Consider the following 21,979-nt stretch of genomic DNA (forward strand, 5'->3'; position numbering starts at 1 on the left):
GGAGGAAATTCGGGGGGTTCGTCGACGTAGTGCACGCGAGCACCCCGAATTTCCTCCGTTGTCGCTCGAAAGCCTCCTCAGCGGAGCGCGTCGAGCGCCGCGTACTCCTCGGCCGAGAGCTCGAGGGCCGCGGCGGCCACGTTCTCCTCGAGGTGCGCCACCGAGGAGGTGCCCGGAATCGGCAGCATCACCGGCGAGCGGCGCAGCAGCCAGGCGAGCGCGAGCTGGCTCGGCGCCACCCCGTGCGAGGCCGCGAGTTCTGCCAGCGGCGAGCCGCTGCCCGAGAGCTTGCCCGTCGCGAGCGGGAACCACGGGATGAACGCGATGCCGTTCGCCGAGGAGTAGTCCAGCAGCGGCTCGGCCGAGCGGTTCGTGAGGTTGAACAGGTTCTGCACCGAGACGATCGGCGCGATCGCCCGCGCCGCCTCGACATCCTGCACCGACACCTCGGAGAGCCCGATGTGCCGCACCTTGCCCTCGCTCTGCAGGGCCGCCAGCTCGCCGATCTGGTCGTCGAGCGGCACCTTCGGGTCGATGCGGTGCAGCTGCAGCAGGTCGATGCGGTCGACGCCGAGGTGGCGCAGGTTGAGCTCGGTCTGCTGACGGAGGTACTCGGGGCGGCCGACCGGGATCCACTGGTTCGGCCCCTGGCGCGTGAAGCCCACCTTCGTGGCGATCGCCACGCCGTCGGCGTAGGGGTACAGCGCCTCGCGGATGAGGGCGTCGGTCACGAACGGGCCATAGGCATCCGCGGTGTCGATGAGGGTCACGCCGAGCTCGACGGCCCGGCGGAGCACGGCGATCGCGGCGGCGCGGTCGGCGGGCTCACCCCAGACGCCGGGCCCGGTGAGCTGCATGGTGCCGAATCCGAGGCGGTTGACGACGAGATCACCGCCGATGGCGAAGGTTCCGGATGCGGCGGCAGGCTTGGAGAGATCGGTGGAGGTCATGCAGATGCCAACGCCCCACGCGTGCCGGCCATTCCGTTGCTCCGGATGACCGCACCTGCCACGCTGACATCAGCGGCGGCCGGCGCCGCAGACGGAGGCGTTCATGGACTTCAACGGGGTCATCGAGCTCGTGGGCAAGGTGCTCGACGTGGCGGGCGTCGCCGCCATCGTCGTCGGAGCGCTCTTCGCGGCGGTCAACGCGCTCACCCGCGCCGTGCGGCACCGGCATCCGGTGTACACCCAGTTCCGCCGCCTGCTGGGGCGCGCCATCCTGCTCGGGCTCGAACTGCTCGTGGCCGCCGACATCATCCGCACGGTCGCCGTGACCCCGACGCTCGAGAGCGTGGCGGTGCTGGGCGCGATCGTGCTCATCCGCACCTTCCTCAGCTTCTCGCTCGAGCTCGAGATCACCGGGCGCTGGCCGTGGCAGAAGGCGCCGGCGACGGATGGTGCGGGCCCGGCGGAGGGTGCGAGCCAGGCGGATGCCGCATCCCTGGCCGATCCCGCAGCGCCGGCCGATCCCTGAGGGCCATCCGGGGCCGCAGCGCCGTCCGGAGTCGCAGCGCCGTCCGGAGTCGCAGCGCCGTCCGGGGCCGCAGCGCCGTCCGGGGTCGCCGGCTCCTCCCCGCGGGGAAGCTGACCGGGCCGCCCCACGGGCGCCCGTGCGACCTGGCCGCGCGGCCCGCAGGCAAGCAGCCCGCAGCCCGCAGTCGGCAGCCCGCACCCGCCACTACTCCACCGGCACCAGCCGCACGCGGCCCTCGGCGTCGACGCTCCAGCCGGGGTTGAAGGCCACCTCCCAGACGACGCCGTTCGGGTCGGCGACGTGGCCGTGGTAGCCGCCGAACGCAGCCGCCTGCGGGGGCTTCCGGATGCTGCCGCCGGCAGCACGCATCCGCTCGACCGCCGCGTCGACCTCGGCCGCCGAGCCCACGTTGTGGGAGAGGGTGACGCCGCTCACCACCGGCGCCGGGCCCGGCGCCTCGGCGTCGAGGTCGGCCGCGAAGGCCTCCGCGTCGAAGAGCCCGAGCACGAGGCCGTGCCCGACCTGCAAGAACAGGATCTCGCCCGGCACGTCGAGCAGCGGCTCCCACCCGAGCCCCTCCACATAGAAGGCCCGCGCCGCGTCGAGATCGCCGGTCGCGAGGGTGATGAAGTCCGTTCGCTGCTCCATGCGCCCCAGCCTGCCATCGAGCAGTCGCAAATGGCCCCTTTGCACGGGGAATAGGGGCCATTCGTGACCGGTCGATGCCTGTGAAGGGGCGTGTGGGGGCGCTAGACCGCCTGGGCGAAGCCCGTGGGGGTGGCGGCGGCGTCGGCGAGGGGCTGCAGGGCGGCGGGGATGTCCCAGCCCTTGTGCCGCATCGACTGCGCCCACAGGCGGCCGGCCCGGTAGGAGGAACGCACGAGCGGGCCGGCGAGCACACCGAGGAAGCCGATCTCCTCGGCTTCCTCCTTGATCTCGACGAACTCCTCCGGCCGCACCCACGACGCCACCGGCAGGTGCCGGGGCGAGGGCCGCAGGTACTGCGTGACCGTAATGATGTCGGTGCCGGCGTCGTGCAGATCCTGCAGCGCCTGCGAGATCTCCTCGCGGGTCTCGCCCATGCCGAGGATGAGGTTCGACTTGGTGATGAGCCGCGCATCCCGCGCCTGCGTGATGACGTCGAGCGAGCGCTCGTAGCGGAACGCCGGCCGGATGCGCTTGAAGATGCGCGGCACCGTCTCGACGTTGTGGGCGAACACTTCGGGCCGCGACGAGAAGACCTCGGCGAGGAGATCCGGGTTGCCCGAGAAGTCGGTGGCCAGGATCTCGACCCCCGTGCCCGGGTTGAGCTCGTGGATCTTGCGCACCGTCTCGGCGTGCAGCCACGCGCCCTCGTCGGGCAGGTCGTCGCGGGCCACGCCGGTGACGGTGGCGTAGCGCAGGTTCATCGACACGACCGACTCGGCCACCCGGCGGGGCTCGTCACGGTCGTAGTCGGCGGGCTTGCCGGTGTCGATCTGGCAGAAGTCGCAGCGGCGGGTGCACTGCGAGCCGCCGATGAGGAAGGTGGCCTCGCGGTCCTCCCAGCACTCGAAGATGTTGGGGCAGCCGGCCTCCTGGCACACCGTGTGCAGGTCCTGCGTCTTCACGAGGGCCTGCAGGGTGCGGTATTCGGGGCCGAACTTGGCCTTCGTCTTGATCCACTCGGGCTTGCGCTCGATCGGCGTCTCGGCGTTGCGCGCCTCGAGGCGCAGCAGCTTGCGGGCGCCGGGCACGGCGGCCGCGTTCGGGTCGGGGGCGAGGGTCGCGCCGGCGTGGGCGGCGGATGCGGCGGGCGCGTGGGCGGCGGATGCCCCGGCTCCGGATGCCGCACCGCCGCTCTTCGAGATCGCCGCCAGCACCGCGGCGTGCGCGTCGACGGCCGTGCGGGCGGCGGGCATGCCGAGGCCGAGGCCCTCGTACGACGGCTGCTCCGGCTCGGGCGCTCCGGTGGATCCGAGCATCTTCGCGCTCATCGGGCGGCCACCAGGGCGGGCTCGGCGACGGCGGCCCGGGCGGCATCCGTCGCGGGTTCGAGCGGCGCATCCGCGGACGACGCGCGAACGGGCGACGCCGACGTCGTGTGCACCCCCGGCGACGGCTCCGGAGCGGTCTCGGCGGCATCCGCGGCCACCCGCTCCGCCTGCTCGCGCGGCGACTCGAAGCGCGCCTGCACGGCGGCGACGAGGTCGGCCGGCTCTACCGTGCGGCCGAGCACCTCGGAGATCGTGGTGACCCCGGCATCCCGGATGCCGCAGGCCACGATCTTCTCGTAGGCCTCGAGGCTGTTGCTGCAGTTGAGCGCGAAGCCGTGCGTCGTTACGCCCCCGGCCACTCGGATGCCGATGGCGCCGAGCTTGGCGGTGCTGCCGTCGGGGCGGGTGAGCCAGATGCCGGAGCGGCCCTCGACGCGGTGGGCGGGAACCCCGAGCTCGTGCACGATGTCGAGCAGCAGCGACTCGAGCGAACGCACGTAGGCCACGACGTCGATGGGGTCGGGCAGGCGCACGATCGGGTAGCCGACGAGCTGGCCGGGGCCGTGCCAGGTGATCTTGCCGCCGCGGTCGACGTCGATGACGGGGGTGTCGTCGACGGGCCGTTCGGAGGGCTCGGTGCGCTTGCCGGCGGTGTAGACCGCCTCGTGCTCGAGCAGGATCACCGTGTCGGGCGCCTCCCCCGCGAGAACGCGGTCGTGCAGCGCCGCTTGCAGCGCGAGCCCTTCGGCGTAGGGGACGAGCCGCCGCCCCACGCCTTCGACGACGAAGTCTGTCATGCGGCCATCGTACGTTATCTGTACCGAGTCCAATAATCAGTCCGGCACGATTCGACCGTGCCTCCCAAGCGAGTCATCGCCTCCGTCATCACCTGGCCGAACTGCAGCCGGGGCAGGATGGTGGCATGGATGCGCAGCGCGGGTTCGAGGAGCTGATCGCCGAGGGCGAGGCGGTTCCCGTGGAGGGGTGGGACTTCTCGTGGTTCGGCGAGGCGACCGGGCCGGGCGGACGCATCCGCGCCACCGAGGAGCGGCCCAGCTGGGGCTACGCGCAACTCGTGGCGGAGCGCATCGCGGACGCCACCGGCGCAGTGACGCCCACGCACGACCGCACCGCGCCCGCTCATCCGGTCGACAGCGTGCTCGACCTGCAGACCGGCGGAGGCGAGGTGTTCGCCGTGTCCCTCGCGGCGGCGGGTCGCGCGGGGCGCATCCCGCGCACGGTCTGGGCCACCGAGGGCTGGGCGCCGAACCTCGCGCTCGCCCGCGAGCGGCTCGAGCTGTTCCGCGGCGAGGTGGTGCAGGTGTCACCGGATGCGCCGCTGCCGTTCGCGGAGGGCCGCTTCGACCTCGTGACCAGCCGGCATCCGGTGCGCACCGACTGGCCGGAGGTCGCGCGGGTGCTGCGGCCCGGGGGCGCCTTCCTCTCTCAGCAGGTCGCGGCGGGGTCGAACCGCGGGCTCTACGAGTTCCTGATGGGACCGCAGCCGCTGGGCGAGAACCACGAGCGCAGCCTCGAGAGCCTCGTGCGCGGGGCGCAGGCGGCGGGCCTCCGGGTGGTGGAGGCCCTGCACGAGTCCACGCGAGTGGAGTTCTTCGACATCGGTGCGGTTGTCCACTTTCTGCGCAAGGTGCTCTGGACCGTGCCCGGCTTCACCGTCGAGCGCTACCGCGACCGCCTGCTCGCGCTGCACGAGCGCATCCTCGCCGACGGCTCCTTCGTGTGCCACAGCGAACGCGCCCTGATCGAGGCCCGGCGGGCCTGACCGTTCTCCCATCCGGCTCATGGCAAGCTCATAGCCGGCGCCCCTACCGTCGCCCTGCACGGCACCGCCCTGCGCGGCACCGCACCGTCACGAGCCCACGAGCCCACGAGCAGGAGCAGGAGAATCCCCGGCATGAGCCCCGCGAAGTCCGACAAGAGCATCTACGACGGGCTCCCGAAGAAGGACCGGCAGGCGCTCGCCCGCGAACTGGCCCGCATCCAGCGCGAGGAGGAGCGGCGGCGCAGACGGCGCAACCGCATCATCCTGCGCTCGAGCCTCATCGTCGTCGGCGTCGCCGCGCTCGCCGTGGCGGGCGTGACGATCTACAACACCGTCCGGGCGACCTTCGTGGGCCCGGCCAACATGCTGAGCGACGGCATCCTCTTCACCGGCGACGGCACCAACACCACGGCCACCGCCACCGTCGCGCTGCAGCCCGGCGAGACCCCGGTGGCGCAGGCGCTCGACGTGTCGAAGGTTCTGCGCATCACCGAGTACATCGACTACGCGAGCGCCGACGCGGCGAAGTTCGAGACCGCCAACGGGGCCGCCCTGCAGAGCTACGTGACCCCGGGCTACGCGAGCATCGAGCTGCACCCGGTGGCGCTCGACGGCGACGGCTCGTCGAACAGTTACTCCACGCGCGCCGCGAACGCGGTGGCCTGCGTGGCGAACACGACGCCGGATGCGGTGCTCGCCGTGCACAACGCCCTGATCAAGGCGCAGTCGACGCTTCCGGAGGGCGGCCTCACGAACGACGCGCTGGTCTCCCTCGTGAACACGGCCGGGGCCACCGACGCGAAGATCGCCTCGTGCATCACCGGCAACGAGTTCGACGACTGGGTCAAGGGCGCCACCGACCGCGCCAAGGCGAACGTGCCGAACTCCGACGTGACGGCGCTCACCACCGTTCCGCTCATCGTCATGGACGGCACCGCCTACACCGGCGCGCTCGACGACACGACCGCCCTCAACACCTTCATCACCGACGTCTTCGGCAAGGCGACCGGCGCCGGCAGCACGGCGACGCCGACCCCGACGCCCACGCCGTAGGAGGCCCCCCGCCTCCCCGACCGCAGCGTCGGGACCGTTTGACTAGGTAAGCCTTACCTAACTAGTATCGGGATCGTCTTTCCCGCGCCCGGAGCCTCGCTCTCCGAGCATCGACGATTCCGGATCCATGACCGCCTCCACACCCCTGCACCGCCGCGCTCGCGCCGCCCTCGCGATCGCGATCGCCCTCGCGACGGCGGCCGGACTCGGAGCCTGCTCCGGCTCGGCGTCGGGTTCCGCCGGCAGCGGTTCGGCAGCGGTCGCGCAGTGCGTGTCGAGCGGCACGCCGCTCGCCGAGCTCCCCCTCGTGGCCGACCCCAAGACCCACGTCGGGGAGTCCACCGCCTGCCTGGAGGACACCGGCGTCGAACCGGTCACCAGCGCCTCCGCCGGCGGCACGGGCAGCGGCACGGATGCCCCTCCCGCGCTCCCCGCGACCGTCACCGACAACCAGGGCACCTCCGTCACGGTCACCGACACCAGCCGCATCCTCGCCCTCGACATCTACGGCACCCTCGCCGCCACCGTGTTCGGCCTCGGGCTCGGCGACAGCGTCGTGGGCCGGGACACCTCCACGAGCTTCGCCGGCGCAGCCGATCTGCCGCTGGTCACGCAGAACGGGCACGAGCTGAACGCCGAGGCCATCCTGGCGCTGAACCCCAGCGTGCTCATCACCGACTCCTCGATCGGGCCGTGGGACGTGGTGCTGCAGGTGCGCGAGGCGGGCATCCCGGTGGTCGTGACCACACCCGAGCGCAATCTCGACAACGTGGGGCAGATCGTGGACCTCGTGGCCTCGGCCCTGGGCGTGCCCGAGCGGGGCCGCGTGCTCACCGAGCGGGTGAATCAGGAGACCGCCGACGAGATCGCGCAGATCGCCGCGGTGGCGCCGGCAGACCCGGCCGAGCGGCCGCGCATCCTGTTCCTCTACGCGCGCGGCAACGCCGGGGTGTACTACATCTTCGGCGAGGAATCGGGGGCGGATGCGCTCATCCGGGCGCTCGGGGGCGTCGACGTGGCCGGCGAGATCGGCTGGCAGGGCATGCGGCCGATGACCGCAGAGGCGCTCGTGAAGGCGCAGCCCGACATCCTGCTGATGATGACGAAGGGCCTCGAGTCGGTGGGTGGCGTCGACGGGCTGCTCGAGCGCATCCCGGCCGTGGCCGAGACGCCCGCCGGCCAGAACCGGCGCATCGTCGACATGAGCGACTACGAGGTGCTGAGCTTCGGCCCGCGCACCGCCGGGGTGCTCGATGCCCTGGCCCGCGCCATCTACGCCCCCGAGTCCTCGGGCTTCGCCCGGTGAGCGCCCCGCGCACCCGCCCGACCCCCGCCGGGCAAGACTCCGTCGAGCCCGCCCTCGCCGGGCGGCCGCTCGCTGAGCCGTCCCTCGCTGAGCCCACCCGCCCCGGGCTTTCCCGCCCCGATCCGTCCCTCCCCGAGCCTGGGCTCGAGGCGAGCGTCGACCCGCTACCCCGGCGCGTGCGGCCCGGGCGGAAAGCGATCCTGTTCACGACCCTGGCCATGGCACTCGTGGCGGTGTCGCTCGTGGCGGCCGGAACCGGGCAGCTCGCGATCGCCCCCGACGAGGTGCTCGGCTCGATCATGCGCCGCGTCGGCATCGAGCTGTGGCCGCTGCCCGCGCATCCGAACGGGGACAGCGCGCTGTGGACCATCCGCTTCCCGCGCGTGGCCATGGCCGTGCTCGTGGGCGCGGCCCTCGCGGCCGCCGGCATGATCATGCAGGCGATCTTCGGCAACCCGCTCGCCGAGCCCGGCGTGGTGGGGGTCAGCTCGGGCGCCGCACTCGGCGCGGCCGCCGCCATCACCTTCGGCCTGAACTTCGCGGGCGACTGGAGCATCGCGCTCTGCGCCTTCGCGGCCGGCCTCGCCGCCACCTTCCTCGTCTACGGCGTCTCGCGCGCGAACGGCAAGACCGAGGTCGTGACGCTCGTGCTCACCGGCATCGCCGTGAACGCCTTCGCGGGGGCCGGGCTCGCGCTGTTCATGTTCCTGGCCGACCAGCAGTCGCGGGAGGCCATCGTGTTCTGGCAGCTCGGCAGCCTCAACGGCTCGCGCTGGCAGGACGTGCTCGTGGTCGTGCCGGTCGTGCTCGCCGGCATCGCCGTGGCCTTCCTGCTCTCGCGCCGCTACGACCTGCTCTCGCTCGGCGAGAAGCCGGCGCGGCACCTGGGCGTGAACGTGGAGGGGCTGCGCATCCTGTCCATCGTGCTGGTGGCGCTGCTCGTGGGCGGGGCGGTGGCGTTCTGCGGCATCATCGCGTTCGTGGGGCTCGTCATCCCGCACCTCATGCGCATGATCATCGGGCCCGCGCACCGCTCGCTGCTCATCGCCTCGACCCTCGGCGGCTCGGTGCTGCTCGTGCTCGCCGACCTCGTGGCGCGCACCGCCGTGCCGATGGCCGACCTGCCGATCGGGCTGCTCACCTCGCTCATCGGCGGCCCCTTCTTCTTCTGGCTGCTCCGCCGCACCCGCAAGAAGGCCGGAGGTTGGGGATGAGCGCGCGTTCACGCGACCGGTCGATCGCGGGGGCGGAGGCGCCGCGCGGGTCTGGCGCGCCCGCTCTGCGGGTGCAGGGGGCGAGTGTGTCGATCGGGGGGACGAGCATCCTCGACGACGTCTCGTTCGAAGCCTCGCCCGGCGAGGTCGTGGCCCTCATCGGGCCGAACGGCGCCGGCAAGTCGACCCTGCTCTCGGTGGTGACCGGCGACCAGGCCACCACGGCCGGGCGCGTCGAGATCGCCGGCCGCGCGCTCGGCGAGTGGAGCCTGCGTGAGCTCGGACGCCGCCGGGCGGTGCTGCTGCAGCAGAACGGGGTGTTCTTCCCCTTCACCGTGCGCGAGGTCGTGGAGATGGGCCGCGCACCCTGGCAGGGCACCCCGCGCGACGCCGACGACGACCGGGTGGTGGCCGAGTCGATCGCGCTCACCGAGCTCGGGCGCTTCACCGAGCGACCGCTGCCCTCGCTCTCGGGCGGGGAGCGGGCGCGGGCGTCGCTCGCGCGCATCCTGGCGCAGGAGACCGGCATCCTGCTGCTCGACGAGCCCACCGCCGCCCTCGACCTGCGGCACCAGGAAGACGTTCTGCGCATCGCGCGCGACCGCGCCCGCGCCGGCGACTGCGTGGTCGTCGTGCTGCACGACCTGAGCCTCGCGGCGGCGTACGCCGACCGCATCGTGCTGATCGCCGGCGGGCGGGTGGTGGCCGACGGAGCCCCGGATGCGGTGCTCACCGCGCCGCTGCTCAGCGCCGTCTACGAGCTGCCGGTCGAGGTGATGCGGCATCCGGTGACCGGAACGGCGCTGATCCTGCCGGTGCGCGCGTCCGCCGGCGGGGATGCGGACGCGCGCGGCCCGGCCGGCCCGGATCACCGCAGTGCCGGCACCCCGGCCCACGCCCCCGCCTCTTCCACCGAACCCGACCTCGCCAAGGAGTCATCGTGAGAACCCGCCTCGCCCGCGCGGCCGCCGCCGCGCTCGTCGCCACCGCTCTGTTCTCGGGCGCCGCGACCCTCGCCGGACCTGCTCCCGCGGCGCACGCGGCCGGATCGGTGACCGTGACCGTCACCGGCCAGCCCGAGCTCGTGGGCGTGGCCGACGCGAACTACCTGACCGACGTCACGGTGACGGGCCGCGGGTTCCAGTCGATCCCGAGCGGGTTCGGCGGCATCTACGTGTTCTTCGGCTGGGTCGAGGGCGGCGCCTGGGCGCCCAGCCAGGGCGGCGCGACCGGATCGAGCTACCGGTACGTCTACGACGACGAGGCGAACCCGGTGGGCTACCAGCTTTTCGTGTCGTTCCCCGGTTCGTCGACCGAGTCGTCGGCGAACGGCGGCGAGGTGTCGGCCGACGGGTCGTGGTCGGGGCAGCTGAAGATCCCGGGGTCGTCGTTCGAGTCGTACGACCGCAACGGCGACGTCACGACGGTCGACTGCCTGCAGGTGCAGTGCGGCATCATCACCATCGGCGCCCATGGCGTGGTGAACCCCAGCAACGAGAGCTTCACACCGATCTCGTTCACCGACCTCTACTCGGGCGACGCGGCGGCCCAGGCCGCTGCTGCCGCCGAGAAGGCGGCGGCGGATGCTGCTGCCGCGGCCGCCGCTTCGGCCGCACCCGCTCCGGTGGTGGCGTCGGAGGCCCCCGCCCCCGTCACCACCACCATCATCGCCGCGCCGGCCGACGCCTCCGACGACGCGGACCTCGTTCCGATCCTGCTGGCCGCCGTGGGCGGCGTCGGGGTGCTCGCGCTGGCCGCGATCGGGTTCCTGGTGTGGGCGGTGCTCTCCTCGCGCAAGCGCTCCGCGGTCGCCTCGGCGACGGCGGGCGCGGCGCCGCCCGCATCCGAATCCGGCCCGGATGCAGCCGACACGAAGTCCGGGGCCTGAGATGAGTCCGCGTGTCAACGCTGCACCCGGGGAGCGGCCCGGCCGTGGGCGTAGAGCGCCGCTCCGGATGCACGCGGCCGACGCGACCGCGGACCGCACCGCCGCACCGGCCCCGACCGGCCATCCGACACGCACGCGCCGCTGGCGACTCCGGATGCGCACGGTCGGCGCGATCGCCGCCCTCGCCATAGCCCTCACCGTCGCGTCGTCGCCCGCCGCTGCGTTCGCGGCCGCCCCCGAGGCCGCGCCGATGGCGAGCACCGCGGCGGTGTTCGGCGCCGGCGACACGCCGGGCTCTCCCGCAGCCGACGACAGCACCATGGGGTCCGGGCCGGAGAGCCCCACCGCGGCCGGGTCCGGCAGCGGGATCGGGATCGGGAGCGAGACGACGCCGAGCCCGGCTCCCTCCGAGGGCGAAGAGACGCCAGCGAGCGCGCCTTCCGAGTCACCCACAGCGACGCCGGAGCCCTCACCGGCGCCCTCCGACTCCGCAAGCCTGCCGGCTCCGAAGCCGGCGGCGATCGAGACCCCCGCACCCACGAGCACCTCGACTTCGGCTCCCACCCCCGCAAGCACCCCCTCCCTCACCTCCACCTCCCCCGCCACCCCGACCCCGGCCCCGGTCGCGGCCGCCCCCGCCGTCGTCCCGACGGCCCCCACCCCGCTGCCCGCGTCCACCTGGGTGGCGCCTGCCACGCCGGCTCCGGGCCAGGTGCTCGTGCAGGCCGACCCGGCCGGCGTCGACTTCGGGGTCGACATCTCCTGGGCGCCCCCCACAGCCGTCACGCCGCTCGGCTACCGGGTGGAGCTCTTCACCGGCCGTTCGGTCACCAATTCCAACGCCCTCGTCGCGCGAGTCGAGCTCGACGCCGCCGCGACCCGCTACCGCGTCGAGGGCGTCGGCTTCGGCAGCACCAGCGTGATCGCCCGGGTCACCCTGCTCGACGGCGCCTCCGCCCTGCCCGGCCCGCTCGTGAGCGACGTCGTGCCGCTGCCCGCGGCGAGCGCGGGAGCCCTCTCCACCGCGCGGGCCGGCACACCCGTGCTGAGCGCGCCCACGGCCGAGGGATTCGCGGTGCGATGGGAGGCGGCGGCCGGCGACCCGGCTCCGGCCGGGTACCTCGTGCGCATCCTGGAACGGCGCCACGACCAGGTGGCGACGAGCGCCAACTCCTTCATCGCCACCACGCTCGACGTCGGCAGCGTCACCTCCGCTGTCGTCACGGGACTCCAGGGCTCGAGCCGCTACCTCGCGGGAGTCGTCGCCTACGACCTCGTCGGCGGGGTGAAGCAGTTCCGCGGGTCTTCGCCCACGAGCGCCGTGCCCGCGTGGTCGAGCGACTTCGCCGCCCAGACGCTCGGCACCCGGGCGCCGGCGAGCGAGTGGTCGAGCATCCCGCCGGCACCGACCGCCGAGTCCGCCCGCACGGTGAGCTGGACGGGCCCCGCCACGACCGGCCGCTACACCGGGGGCGCGGCCGTGACGGGCTACCGGGTCGAGCTCTTCGCGGCGGGCAGCGGTCTCGTCGCGCGTTCCGACGTGGCCGTGACCGACCCGGCCGCGGCACCGGTGGCCCGCTTCGGCGGCCTCACACCCGGCACCGCGTATTCCGTGCGCGTCGCCGCCGTCAACTCCGCCGGGGTGGGCGAGTTCTCCGATTTCAGCCCGCTCGTGACGACACCCCAGGGTTCGACCCCGGGCAGCCGCGCGCCGGCCTTCGCCGACCGGGCCGCGTTGCAGGCTGCGATCGACACCGGCGCCGTGGCCGACGCGAGCGCGGGCCCCGGCGGCTCCACCACGGTGGAACAGGGGCAGGATGCGACGGTCACCGTGCCGTGGACCGTCGCCCAAACCGGTGAGGCCTGGTGGTACGGCGACGCGGTCTTCGCCGGGACCGCGACATCCGGCACCGCCGCATCCGCCCGCCCGCAGCTCACCGTCTCGACGAAGGGCCTCGCCGTGGGCGAGCACTGGCTGCTCTTCGTCAGCGACAGCGAGCTCAACGGCGGCCCGGCGATCGCCGGGGGCGGCGCCACCGTCGTGCTCGTGCGCGTCGTGCCGAGCACGGCCGGAACACTCACGCTCGACGACGCCGTGCTGCGCTGGGGCCTGAACGACGAGACCAACAACGGCGCCTACTTCGGCGGCTGCAACTACCTCTCGGCCGGTCGCACCCCCGACCCGGGCGGCTCCGCCGTCTTCGCGCCGTCGCAGTACTCGGCCGATGCGCAGAACGTCGTGATCGAGAAGCCGGATGCCTCGGGCCGCTACGTGCGCGCATCCTGGGACACGAAATGCCTCGACCGCACCGGCGCCCCCCTCGGATCGGGAACGACCACGCCGTTCGGCGGCAACCAGTTCGTGATGAGCGGCGGCACCGGGCAGGTCGACGTCGCCACGGGAAGCGCGAGCATCCGGTGGGACGCCGACGTCACCGTGGTCTACTACGGTGGCCTGTCGTTCTGGTACCTCAGCGACCCGGTGCTGACGGTGGAGAACGGCGCCGGCACGCTGACCGCGACGGTCGGCGGCTTCGGTTCCGACCGGGACGACGCCTCCACCTGGGTGCCGCTGGCCGAACGCTCGGTGACGCTCGCGGTGTTCAGCGGGGTGCAGGTGGGCGCCGACGGCTTCACGGTCACACCCGACTACCGCGGGGTCGCCGTGTCGGTGCCCGCCGGCCAGAGCGCGCAGGCGCGATCCGGTGCCGACTGGGGAGCGTTCCCGCAGAGTTTCATCGACTTCCATGGGGCGTCGGGTCAGGCGGCCTACTGGTACTCCAGCGGCGGCCAGGCCGACTCGGCGAAAGTGGCCCTGCCGTTCGCGATCGGCTACGACGCCGCGAGCTTCGCTGCGCCCGTGGCACCGGCGGAGACGGCCGAGAAGGCGAGCGCGCGGGTTCCGGTGGGCAAGCTGCCCCCGCCGAAGCTTCCCGCCGCCGCTGTTCTGCCGGCTGCGCCCGCGCTGGCGGACGCCGCCCCGGTCGCGGTGTCGGCCGCATCCTCGGTCGTCATCGTCGAGTCGCCCGCGTCCGAGGTGCCGGCCCGCGAGGTGCTGCTGCTCCTGTTCGCGCTCGTGGCGCTGCTCGGGCTGGTGACGGTGATCGCCGGCGTGGGCGGAGGGCTCGTGGCTCTCGGGAAGACCGCGAGAGTTAATTAGGTAACCCTTACTTAGTTAAGGATAGGCTTGCCTTATCCCGTGAACACATTCCGTCGCGGGATCCGCCGCGAGCCGCCACTCCTGACGGCCGCGTTCCCCGACTGGGAGTCACTGTGAACAACACACGCACCCGGGCGCGCGCCAGCGCAGCCCTGGCGACCGGCATCACCGTCGCCCTCGCCCTGTCCACCCTGGCGGCCGCGCCCGCCTTCGCCGCCGCCCCGGCCGCGACCGTTCCCACGGTCGTCACGCCCAACACCGTCTCGGGAGCCGTCTTCACCTGGGGGCTCAGCAACGAGGCGGGAACCAAGGGCTACAACGGCCAGATGAACCTGCTGAGCGCCGGCAAGGTCACCAAGTCCGACGCCGCCGACACCGTCAGCGCCTCGGACTGGCTCGCCACCTCGGGCAACGTGACCATCCAGAAGAAGCAGGCCGACGGCAGCTACGCCACCGCCACCTGGGCCGGCCTCTCGACCGACGCGAGCGGCGCCGCGATCACCGCGCCGGCCGGCAAGTACAGCGACAACCGGGTGTCGATCGGATCGGGCTCCGGAACGGCCGACCCGGCAGCAGAAGACGCCGACATCTCCTGGACCGGCGATTTCACCGTCGCCTTCTACGGCGGCCTGACCCAGTACTCGGTGAGCAACCCGCACCTCGTCGTCGACAACGGCTCGGGCTCGATCACGGCCACCCTGAGCGGCTACGGCACGAGCATGGAGGACACGAGCCAGTTCGTGGCGCTCCCCGACACGGTCGTGACCCTTGCCGACCTCAACGGCGTCGACGTCACCGACGGCGGCTTCACCGTCGACCCCGAGTACCTCGGCGTCTCGGTCACCGCGCCGGGCGGAGCGACGCCTCAGGCGAAGACGGGCGACTACTGGGGCTCCTTCCCCCAGAGCTTCGTGGACTTCCAGGGCCTGACCGGACAGTCCTCCTACTGGTACTCCAGCGGCGGATCGGCAGACGCCCGCAAGGTGGCTCTGCCGATCGGCGTGACCATCCCGAAGCCGACGGTGACCGTGTCGAAGACCACGGGCCTGAACCCGGATGGCGAGACGGTCACGGTGACCGGAACCGGCTTCCTGCCGAGCGCTCCGGCGACCTCGGGCACGCGCCAGCCGCTGGCCGGCAAGTTCGGCGGATCGTACGTGGTGTTCGGGAGCTTCCTGGACTCGTGGCAGCCCTCTGCGAATACGGCCAGTTCTACGCGGAAGGTCCTCCAGCAGAAATGGGCGGTCGCGCCTGAAGACGTGAACAGCGTGGGCGGTTCGGCCGCCGGCGCGATAGCCATCGATGCCAGCGGATCATTCACGGTGGACATCCCGGTCGCAAAGGCCGCGGCAGGCCTTGCAGACGGCAACTATGGCATCTACACCTACTCGGGCAGTGGCGCGAAGTACGCCCCCTTCGAGACCTACACCCCCCTCAGCTTCGCGCTCCCCGACGCCACCCGCATCGACGGCGCCGACCGCTACGACGTCGCCGTGAAGATCTCGCAGACCTCGCACACCGGCACCTCCGACACCGTCTACGTGGCGAACGGCGCGGTGTTCTCCGACGCCCTGAGCGCCGCTCCGGCCGCCGCGAGCGAGAACGCCCCGCTGCTGCTGACCCCGGCCGACCGCCTGGTGCCGGCCGTCTCCGCCGAGATCACCCGCCTCGCCCCGAAGAAGATCGTCGTCGTGGGCGGACCGAACTCGGTCTCCCCGGCCGTGTTCTCGGAGCTGCAGGGCATCGCGAGCGAGAGCACCGTGCGCCTGGCCGGAGCCGACCGCTACGAGGTCTCGCGCAACGTCGTGGACTACGCCTTCGGCGAGGGTGCCACCACGGCCTACGTGGCGACCGGCACGAACTTCCCCGACGCTCTCTCCGCGAGCGCGGCCGGCGGATCGTTCGGCGCCCCCGTGCTGCTCGTGAACGGCCCGGCCGCGACGGCTGACGACGCCACGAAAGCGGCGCTCACCGGCCTGCACGTGACCTCGCTGAAGATCGCGGGCGGCCCGAACTCGGTGTCGACCGGCGTGGAGGCGGCGCTGAACACGGTCGCCCCGGTCACGCGCCTCTCCGGCGCCGACCGCTTCGAGGCCTCGGTGAACATCAACGCCGACGCCTTCACCCGGGCGAAGGACGTGTTCATCGCGACCGGACTGAACTTCCCCGACGCCCTCGCGGGCGCGGCCCTCGCGGCCGGGGCGAAGGCTCCGCTCTACGTGGTGCCGTCGAACTGCGTGCCGCAGGCCGCGCTCGCCGACATCGCGTCGTTCAACGCCGACCGCATCACCCTGCTCGGCGGGCCGAACTCGCTCAGCGAGGCCGTGCAGTCGCTCACGCCGTGCGCCTCGTAGTGCAGCACTGAGCACGCGCCCGTCCCGGGCGACGGCGAGGGCCCCTCCGCTTCCGGAGGGGCCCTCACTCGTGCCACTGATTAGTTGCTCACATTCTGCGTGCGACCGACGCGCTATAGGGCTCGGTCGCACGCAGAATGTGCAGAACTACTCACTCAGGCCGTGCGGTAGCCCGGGAGCGAGCGGATGAACGCGTCGACCAGGCGATCGAAGCTCCGGTCGACGTCGGCCGGCAGCCCGAAACCACCCGCGGCCTCGAGCGCCACGAAGCCGTGCAGCAGCGAACGCAGGCCGCGGGTGGCGTCGATCGCGTCGTCGCCCTCGAGGCCGAAGCCGGCGAGCACGTCGTAGATCACCCCCACGGCGACAGCCGCCGCGGCAGCGGCCTCGGGCAGACCGAACTCCTCTGCCGCCGGCCCGGCCTCGGAGCCGACCGTGCCGGTCGCGGCACTCACGCCGCTCGCCGGCGCGGCAGCGCCGTCGGGCGGGCCGACAGTGGGCGCCGACGCCGCGTCGACACCGCGCCCGGGCGCCGCAGCGACCCGGCGCGGCGCCGACACCGTGGCCGCGTAGCGGCCCGGATGCGCGTGCGCCCACTCGCGGCTGGCGTGCGCGAGCGCCGCCACGGCATCCGCCCCCGCCTTGCCCACCGTGGCCCGCGCCATGACGCCGGCGAGCTCGTGGATGGCGCGCTCCGACACCGAGTCGCGGAGCGCCGCGAGGCTGTCGATGTGCTTGTAGAGGCTCGGCAGCTTGATGCCGAGGCGCACCGCGACGGCCGCGAGCGTGAGGGCGTCGAAGCCCACCTCGTCGGCGAGCTGCTCGGCCTCCTCCGTGACGCGCTCGCGCGTGACACCGGCCCTAGGCACTCGCCGCCCCGCTCTCCGCCGAGCCGCCCGCGGCGGAGCCGAAGACGCGGCCGACGAAGCCGACGACCGCGGGCGTGACGATCTCGGGCTGCTGCGCGTGCGGGTAGTGACCCGCTTCGGCGACCATCAGCACCTCCGCGGGAGCCCCGAGCGCCTCCGCGATCCAGGCCGCCTCGGCCGCGGGGTCGCGGAAGTCGGGGTCGCGCTCCCCCATCACGATGAGGGCCGGCGCCTGCACCCGGCCCACCACAGCCTCGGCCGGGTCGTGCGAGAGCCGCGTGGTCGCGGAGAAGGCGGCGGCGTGGCCGGGCCGGCGCAGCGCATCCCGCACCGAGGCACGGTAGGCGGCGAAGTCGTCGGGCTTGCGGCCGGCGTAGAGGGTGGGCAGGTAGGCGTTCCACACCGGGGCCACCCACGGGCGGGCCATCATCACGCGGAAGAGCGCGCCCATCACCGGGTTCATCGGCGGGTTGCGCACGAAGGCTCCCACGAGCACGAGGCCGGCGACGAGTTCGGGGCGGCGAGCGGCAGCGATCACGGCGGCGCCCGCGCTCATCGAGTTGCCCACGACGACGGCCGGGCCGCCGCCGAGGGCCTCGATCAGGGCGATGAGGTCGGAAGCCGTCTCCTCGTCGCCGTAGGCGCGGAAGCCGGTGTCGCTGTCGCCGTGCCCACGCAGCTCGGCGTCGGCGACGCGGTAGCCCGCGGCCACGAGCTGCGGGGAGAGGGCACGGTAGGTGCTGCGGAGGTCGCCCATGCCGGGCGAGGTCACGACGAGGGGCGCATCGGATGCTCCGGCGACGCTGTAGGCGAGCCGGCCCTCCCCTCGGTCGAGGAAGCGGAGTTCGCTGATGGGGTTCTGCGTTGCGTTCATGTGGCTACTGTACCTAGCTTTAAAGCTATTGGCAATAGCTTTAGGAGAAAGAGTTCACTCGGCAGGATGCCTCGGCCGCAGCTCGCGCGCGATCGCGGCCACGGCATCCCGCCCCGCGCGGTTGGCCCCGACGGTCGACTGCGAGGGCCCGATTCCCACGAGATGGATGCGGTGGTCGGCCGCCACGCGCGTGCCGTCCATCGTGATGCCCCCGAGCTCGTTGCGCAGGCGCAACGGGTCGAGGTGGCCGAGCGCGGCCCGGAATCCCGTGGCCCAGAGGATGGTGTCCACCGAGGTGAAGCTGCCGTCGGCCTCGCGCACGCCGTAGGGCTCGATGGCGGTGAACATCGGGCGCCGCACGAGCACACCGCGCTCGCGGGCAGCGAGCGCGTAGGGCGTCCAGACCAGGCCGGTGTACGAGACCACGCTGCGGGTGGGCTTACCCGCCTCGACGTCGGCCACCACCTTCGCGATGGTGTCGCGGCCGAGGGTCTCGTGCTCGAACGGGACGTCGAGGAAGACGGGCTCGCGCCGGGTGTACCAGAGGGTCGTGGCCACTCGGGAGATCTCCTCGAGCTGCTGCACCGCCGAGATGCCCCCACCCACCACCGCCACCCGGCGCCCGCGGAACTCCTCGAGCGAGACATAGTCGCTCGTGTGCAACTGGCGGCCTCGGAAGGTCTCCTGGCCGGGGTAGTGCGGCAGCAGCGGATTCGTCCAGGTGCCGGTGGCGTTGATGACGTAGCGCGTGATCCACGTGCCCGCCCCAGCGCCTTCCGTCTCGACCTCGAGCAGACCGTCGCGCGCATCCTCGCCGGGGGCCGGATGCACCGAGGTCACCCGCACCGGCCGCACGATCGGGAACCCGTGCTCGCGTTCGTAGGCCGCGAAGTACCGTGGCACGGCCTCCCGGCTGGGCTCGTCGTCGTCGAGCGGCGGCTTCGGAGAACCCGGGAGGTCGAAGATGCCGTTCACCGTCGCCATGCGCAACGACTCCCACCGGTGCTGCCACGCCCCGCCCGGCGTCGTGTTCGCATCGAACACCACATAACTGCGCGCGGCCCCGTCGGGCGCATCGGCCGCGCCGGCCCCGCCTCCGGACTCCGGATTCTGCGCCTCGAGTGCGCTCACGAACCCTTGCCGCTGCAGGTGGTAGGCCGCCGACAACCCCGCCTGCCCCGCCCCGACGACGACCACCGTCGCCCGCCCCAGCACCTCGCTCATCGCAGAGACAGTCTCCCACTTCGCCCACGCCGACATCCACGCTCCCACCGACATCCGCACGCCCGCCGACGTTCGCGCGCCCGCCGGAACGACGGAGCGCAACAGCCCGGACGGACGGAGAGTCCGTAGTTTCCGCGATACGCGCGAGAAGTCCGTCGTTTCGGGGAGGGGACGGTCGTTCCCCTCACTGCAGCGACGAGGTCAGCCGCGCCAGCGAGTCCCAGACCTTGCCGCGCACGGGCCGCGCGAGCCAGGCATCGAGGGTGAGGAGGGTCGACTCGGCGCGGTAGGAGTCCTCGATCGCCCGCATCCGGTCGACGAAGGTGCGTCCGTGCACGAGCACCGACACCTCGAGGTTGAGGCTGAACGAGCGGATGTCCATGTTCGACGAGCCGATCACCGCCACCTCCTCGTCGACCGTGAAGTGCTTCGAGTGCAGCACGGTCGGCGGCCGGTAGAGGTAGATGCGCACGCCCGCCCGCAGCAGAGCCTCGTAGTAGGAGCGCTGCGCGTGGTGCACGAGCGCCTGGTCGCCGATCTCGGAGACGAAGAGCTCGACCGCGAGCCCCCTCGATGCGGCGGTGACGATGGCGAGCAGCACCGACTCCTCGGGCACGAAATACGGGCTCGTGATGCTGACCCGCCGCTCGGCCTTGTGGATCAGCGCCGCGAAGAGCTTGAGGTTGTTCTCGTTCTCGAAGGCCGGCCCGCTCGGCAGCACCTGCGCATCCACGAGGCCGTCGGATGCTCCGGGCACGCCGGGCGACACCGGTGCGGGTGCGGGCACCGGCAGCACCACGGGCGCCGTGTCGAGCGGCAGCAGCTCGTCGGTCTCGGAGTACCAGTCGGTCACGAACACCGCGTCGAGCTCGCGCACGACGGGCCCGGTCAGCCGCACCATCACCTCGTGCCAGTGCAGCCCGCGCTTCACGTTCTTGGGCTTGAGGTAGCTCGAGTCGATCAGGTTCTGCGAACCCGTGAACCCCACGGCCCCGTCGACCACCACGATCTTGCGGTGGTTGCGGAGATCCGGCCGCTGCCACTGGCCGCGCAGGGGCCGGAGCGGCAGCATGCCCTGCCACGGGATGCCGGCGCCGCGCAGAAAGGCCTGCGTCTCCCGCCGGTTCGACTGCAGGAACCCGGCGAGGTGGTCGGAGAGCACCCGCACCTCGACCCCGCGGGCGACGGCCCGCGCGAGCGCCTCGAAGAACGGCCGCGTGGCGTCGTCGAGCACGAGGATGTAGAACTCGACGTGCACCGACTCCGTGGCGCCGTCGATGGCCGCCGTCATCGCTCGCAGCGAGCCCTCGTAGTCGTCGATCAGCTCGGCCGTGTTGCCACCCACCATCGGCAGCGCCCCGAGGTTGCGGTTGAGCGCCACCACCGAGTGCAGCCATGACGGCCACTCGTCGCCGTGCGACACCAGCGACAGCCCGGCGGTACGCGCGAGCACGAGCTCGTTCACCTCGGCCTGCTTCTCGCGCCGCGCCCGCGGCAGCCGGCTGCGGCCCACGAGCAGGTAGGCGAGCGCCCCGAGGAACGGGATGAAGACGATCGTGAGCACCCAGGCGATCGCCGCCGAGGGCCGCCGGTTCGCCGACACGAGCACGGTGGCCACGAAGCCGAGCACGATGTGCGCCGCCAGCAGCACGAGCGCGGTGGTCTCACCCACCTCGAGGCCGGTCACGAGCGGCCGCCGGCCCCGCGCATCCGCACGCTCCCGCTCAGCACCCCGTTCACGCCAGGTTCTGCCGTGGCACCACGACCTTCTTGATGATGAGCAGAACGGATGCGGTCACCGGGCACGCGATCAGCGCGCCGAGGAGCCCGAGCAGCGTGCCGCCGATCATCGCGCCGATGAGCACGAGCGACCCCGGGATGCTGATGGCCTTGCCCACGATGCGCGGCGTCAGGAAGTAGGCCTCGAACTGCACGTAGACGAGCATCACGAGCCCCACCACGAGCGCCGTGCCGGGCGAGGCGAACAGCGACACCATGGTGACGATGATGAGGTTGATGACGCTGCCGACGAGCGGGATGAGCGTGATCGGGAAGGCGAGCGCCGCCAGCACCGGCGCGAACGGCACCCCGGCCGCGGTGAGCAGGATGAAGGTGAACACCGCGTTGATGGCCGCGAGGATGACCATCCCGCCCAGGTACTTGCCCACCGACTCCATGATGGTCTCGCCGAGCTCCATCACGCCGGGCCGCTTCGAGAGCGGCACGAGCGCGTAGAGACTCGTCTTGATGGTCTCGAGACCGGCCACGAAGTAGATGGTCAGCGCGATCACGAAGATCACCCCGAAGACGCCGTTGACGAAGCCCGCGCCCACCTTCAGCGCACCGCCGCCCACCGTGAGCCAGAGGTTCGGGTCGCTCAGCGACGAGGAGAGCCATTCGACCACGGGGGTCAACGCCCCACCGAAGGAGGCGTTCGTGTCGATGAACCACTGCTGGTTCTCGACGTCGTCGAAGCCCTTCGGCAGGTAGGTGAACAGCTGGGTGAGCTGGTCGACCACGATCGGGATGACGAGCCAGAGCAGCAGCGCCACCACCACGATGAAGCCCGCGATGACGGTGAGCACCGCGCCGGTGCGCGAGAACTTGCGGCGCTCGAGCCATCGCACGGTCGGGTAGAGACCGAGGCACACGAAGAACGCCACGAAGATGAGCGTCAGCGCCGTGCTGAGCGACGCCACCGCGGCGCCGAGCAGCAGGGCGAGCAGCACGCCGAGGGTGGCGACGAAGCCGACGCGGAACGGGCCGCCGGTGAGGAAAGCAGGAGTGGTCATGGGATCAGCC

The 21,979-nt window shown here is 72.5% G+C and carries 17 protein-coding genes and 1 pseudogene; 9 read left to right on the plus strand and 9 right to left on the minus strand.

Going from position 1 to position 21,979, the window contains the following annotated elements; genetic code table 11:
- Positions 1–77 precede the first annotated feature (77 nt).
- Complete coding sequence (locus VD659_RS04215; RefSeq protein WP_423259866.1) at positions 78–950, minus strand: aldo/keto reductase; 873 nt, start codon at positions 948–950, stop codon at positions 78–80.
- 103 nt (positions 951–1,053) lie between these two features.
- On the opposite strand from VD659_RS04215, the gene VD659_RS04220 reads away from it, so the two are divergent.
- Positions 1,054–1,476, plus strand: a complete 423-nt coding sequence (locus tag VD659_RS04220) for a DUF1622 domain-containing protein (protein WP_423259867.1) — start codon at positions 1,054–1,056, stop codon at positions 1,474–1,476.
- Positions 1,477–1,680: 204 nt separating this feature from the next.
- Here VD659_RS04220 and VD659_RS04225 read toward each other — a convergent pair whose 3' ends face one another.
- The 3 genes and pseudogenes from VD659_RS04225 to lipB all read right to left on the minus strand — a co-directional run.
- Positions 1,681–2,124 carry a VOC family protein gene (locus VD659_RS04225; RefSeq protein ID WP_423259868.1) on the minus strand — a complete coding sequence of 148 codons (444 nt, stop codon included), beginning with the start codon at positions 2,122–2,124 and terminating at the stop codon, positions 1,681–1,683.
- Between the two features lie 101 nt (positions 2,125–2,225).
- Positions 2,226–3,440: a lipoyl synthase gene (gene lipA, locus VD659_RS04230; RefSeq protein ID WP_423259869.1), complete on the minus strand. Its 1,215-nt coding sequence runs from the start codon at positions 3,438–3,440 to the stop codon at positions 2,226–2,228.
- Between the two features lie 164 nt (positions 3,441–3,604).
- A pseudogene (lipB, locus tag VD659_RS04235) lies at positions 3,605–4,249 on the minus strand (lipoyl(octanoyl) transferase LipB); the annotation flags it as partial.
- A gap of 125 nt (positions 4,250–4,374) precedes the next feature.
- Between lipB and VD659_RS04240 the strand changes: the two are divergent.
- The 8 genes from VD659_RS04240 (at position 4,375) to VD659_RS04275 (ending at position 16,210) form a co-directional block, all read left to right on the plus strand.
- Positions 4,375–5,235, plus strand: coding sequence for a class I SAM-dependent methyltransferase (locus VD659_RS04240; protein ID WP_423259870.1), 861 nt, complete (start codon positions 4,375–4,377; stop codon positions 5,233–5,235).
- A 132-nt stretch (positions 5,236–5,367) separates the two neighbouring features.
- Entirely contained in the window at positions 5,368–6,288 is a 921-nt protein-coding gene (locus tag VD659_RS04245) for a DsbA family protein (RefSeq protein ID WP_423259871.1), read from the plus strand.
- Between the two features lie 127 nt (positions 6,289–6,415).
- Entirely contained in the window at positions 6,416–7,594 is a 1,179-nt protein-coding gene (locus VD659_RS04250) for a heme/hemin ABC transporter substrate-binding protein (RefSeq protein WP_423259872.1), read from the plus strand.
- Positions 7,595–7,812: 218 nt separating this feature from the next.
- Positions 7,813–8,808, plus strand: coding sequence for a FecCD family ABC transporter permease (locus VD659_RS04255; protein WP_423259873.1), 996 nt, complete (start codon positions 7,813–7,815; stop codon positions 8,806–8,808).
- On the plus strand, positions 8,805–9,752 hold the full coding sequence (locus VD659_RS04260) for a heme ABC transporter ATP-binding protein (RefSeq protein ID WP_423259874.1): 948 nt from the start codon (positions 8,805–8,807) through the stop codon (positions 9,750–9,752). The genes VD659_RS04255 and VD659_RS04260 overlap by 4 nt, the downstream gene beginning before the upstream one ends.
- Positions 9,749–10,696, plus strand: coding sequence for a hypothetical protein (locus tag VD659_RS04265; protein WP_423259875.1), 948 nt, complete (start codon positions 9,749–9,751; stop codon positions 10,694–10,696). Before VD659_RS04260 ends, VD659_RS04265 begins: the two co-directional genes overlap by 4 nt.
- A gap of 67 nt (positions 10,697–10,763) precedes the next feature.
- Positions 10,764–13,856 carry a fibronectin type III domain-containing protein gene (locus VD659_RS04270; protein WP_423259876.1) on the plus strand — a complete coding sequence of 1,031 codons (3,093 nt, stop codon included), beginning with the start codon at positions 10,764–10,766 and terminating at the stop codon, positions 13,854–13,856.
- A gap of 113 nt (positions 13,857–13,969) precedes the next feature.
- Entirely contained in the window at positions 13,970–16,210 is a 2,241-nt protein-coding gene (locus VD659_RS04275; RefSeq protein ID WP_423259877.1) for a cell wall-binding repeat-containing protein, read from the plus strand.
- Positions 16,211–16,365: 155 nt separating this feature from the next.
- Here VD659_RS04275 and VD659_RS04280 read toward each other — a convergent pair whose 3' ends face one another.
- The 5 genes from VD659_RS04280 to VD659_RS04300 all read right to left on the minus strand — a co-directional run bounded on the left by VD659_RS04280 (position 16,366) and on the right by VD659_RS04300 (position 21,969).
- A complete protein-coding gene (locus VD659_RS04280) occupies positions 16,366–17,079 on the minus strand; it encodes a TetR/AcrR family transcriptional regulator (RefSeq protein WP_423259878.1) in 714 nt (237 codons plus the stop codon).
- Positions 17,072–17,953, minus strand: coding sequence for an alpha/beta fold hydrolase (locus tag VD659_RS04285; RefSeq protein ID WP_423259879.1), 882 nt, complete (start codon positions 17,951–17,953; stop codon positions 17,072–17,074). The genes VD659_RS04280 and VD659_RS04285 overlap by 8 nt, the downstream gene beginning before the upstream one ends.
- A 54-nt stretch (positions 17,954–18,007) precedes the next feature.
- The gene (locus tag VD659_RS04290) at positions 18,008–19,177 is read right to left on the minus strand and encodes an NAD(P)-binding domain-containing protein (protein ID WP_423259880.1); all 1,170 of its coding nucleotides are present in this window, start codon (positions 19,175–19,177) and stop codon (positions 18,008–18,010) included.
- A gap of 184 nt (positions 19,178–19,361) precedes the next feature.
- Entirely contained in the window at positions 19,362–20,864 is a 1,503-nt protein-coding gene (cls, locus tag VD659_RS04295) for a cardiolipin synthase (RefSeq protein WP_423259881.1), read from the minus strand.
- 49 nt (positions 20,865–20,913) lie between these two features.
- Positions 20,914–21,969, minus strand: coding sequence for an AI-2E family transporter (locus VD659_RS04300; protein WP_423259882.1), 1,056 nt, complete (start codon positions 21,967–21,969; stop codon positions 20,914–20,916).
- Positions 21,970–21,979 lie beyond the last annotated feature (10 nt).

It is taken from the genome of Herbiconiux sp. 11R-BC (genome assembly GCF_049472555.1).
GTDB lineage: Bacteria > Actinomycetota > Actinomycetes > Actinomycetales > Microbacteriaceae > Herbiconiux.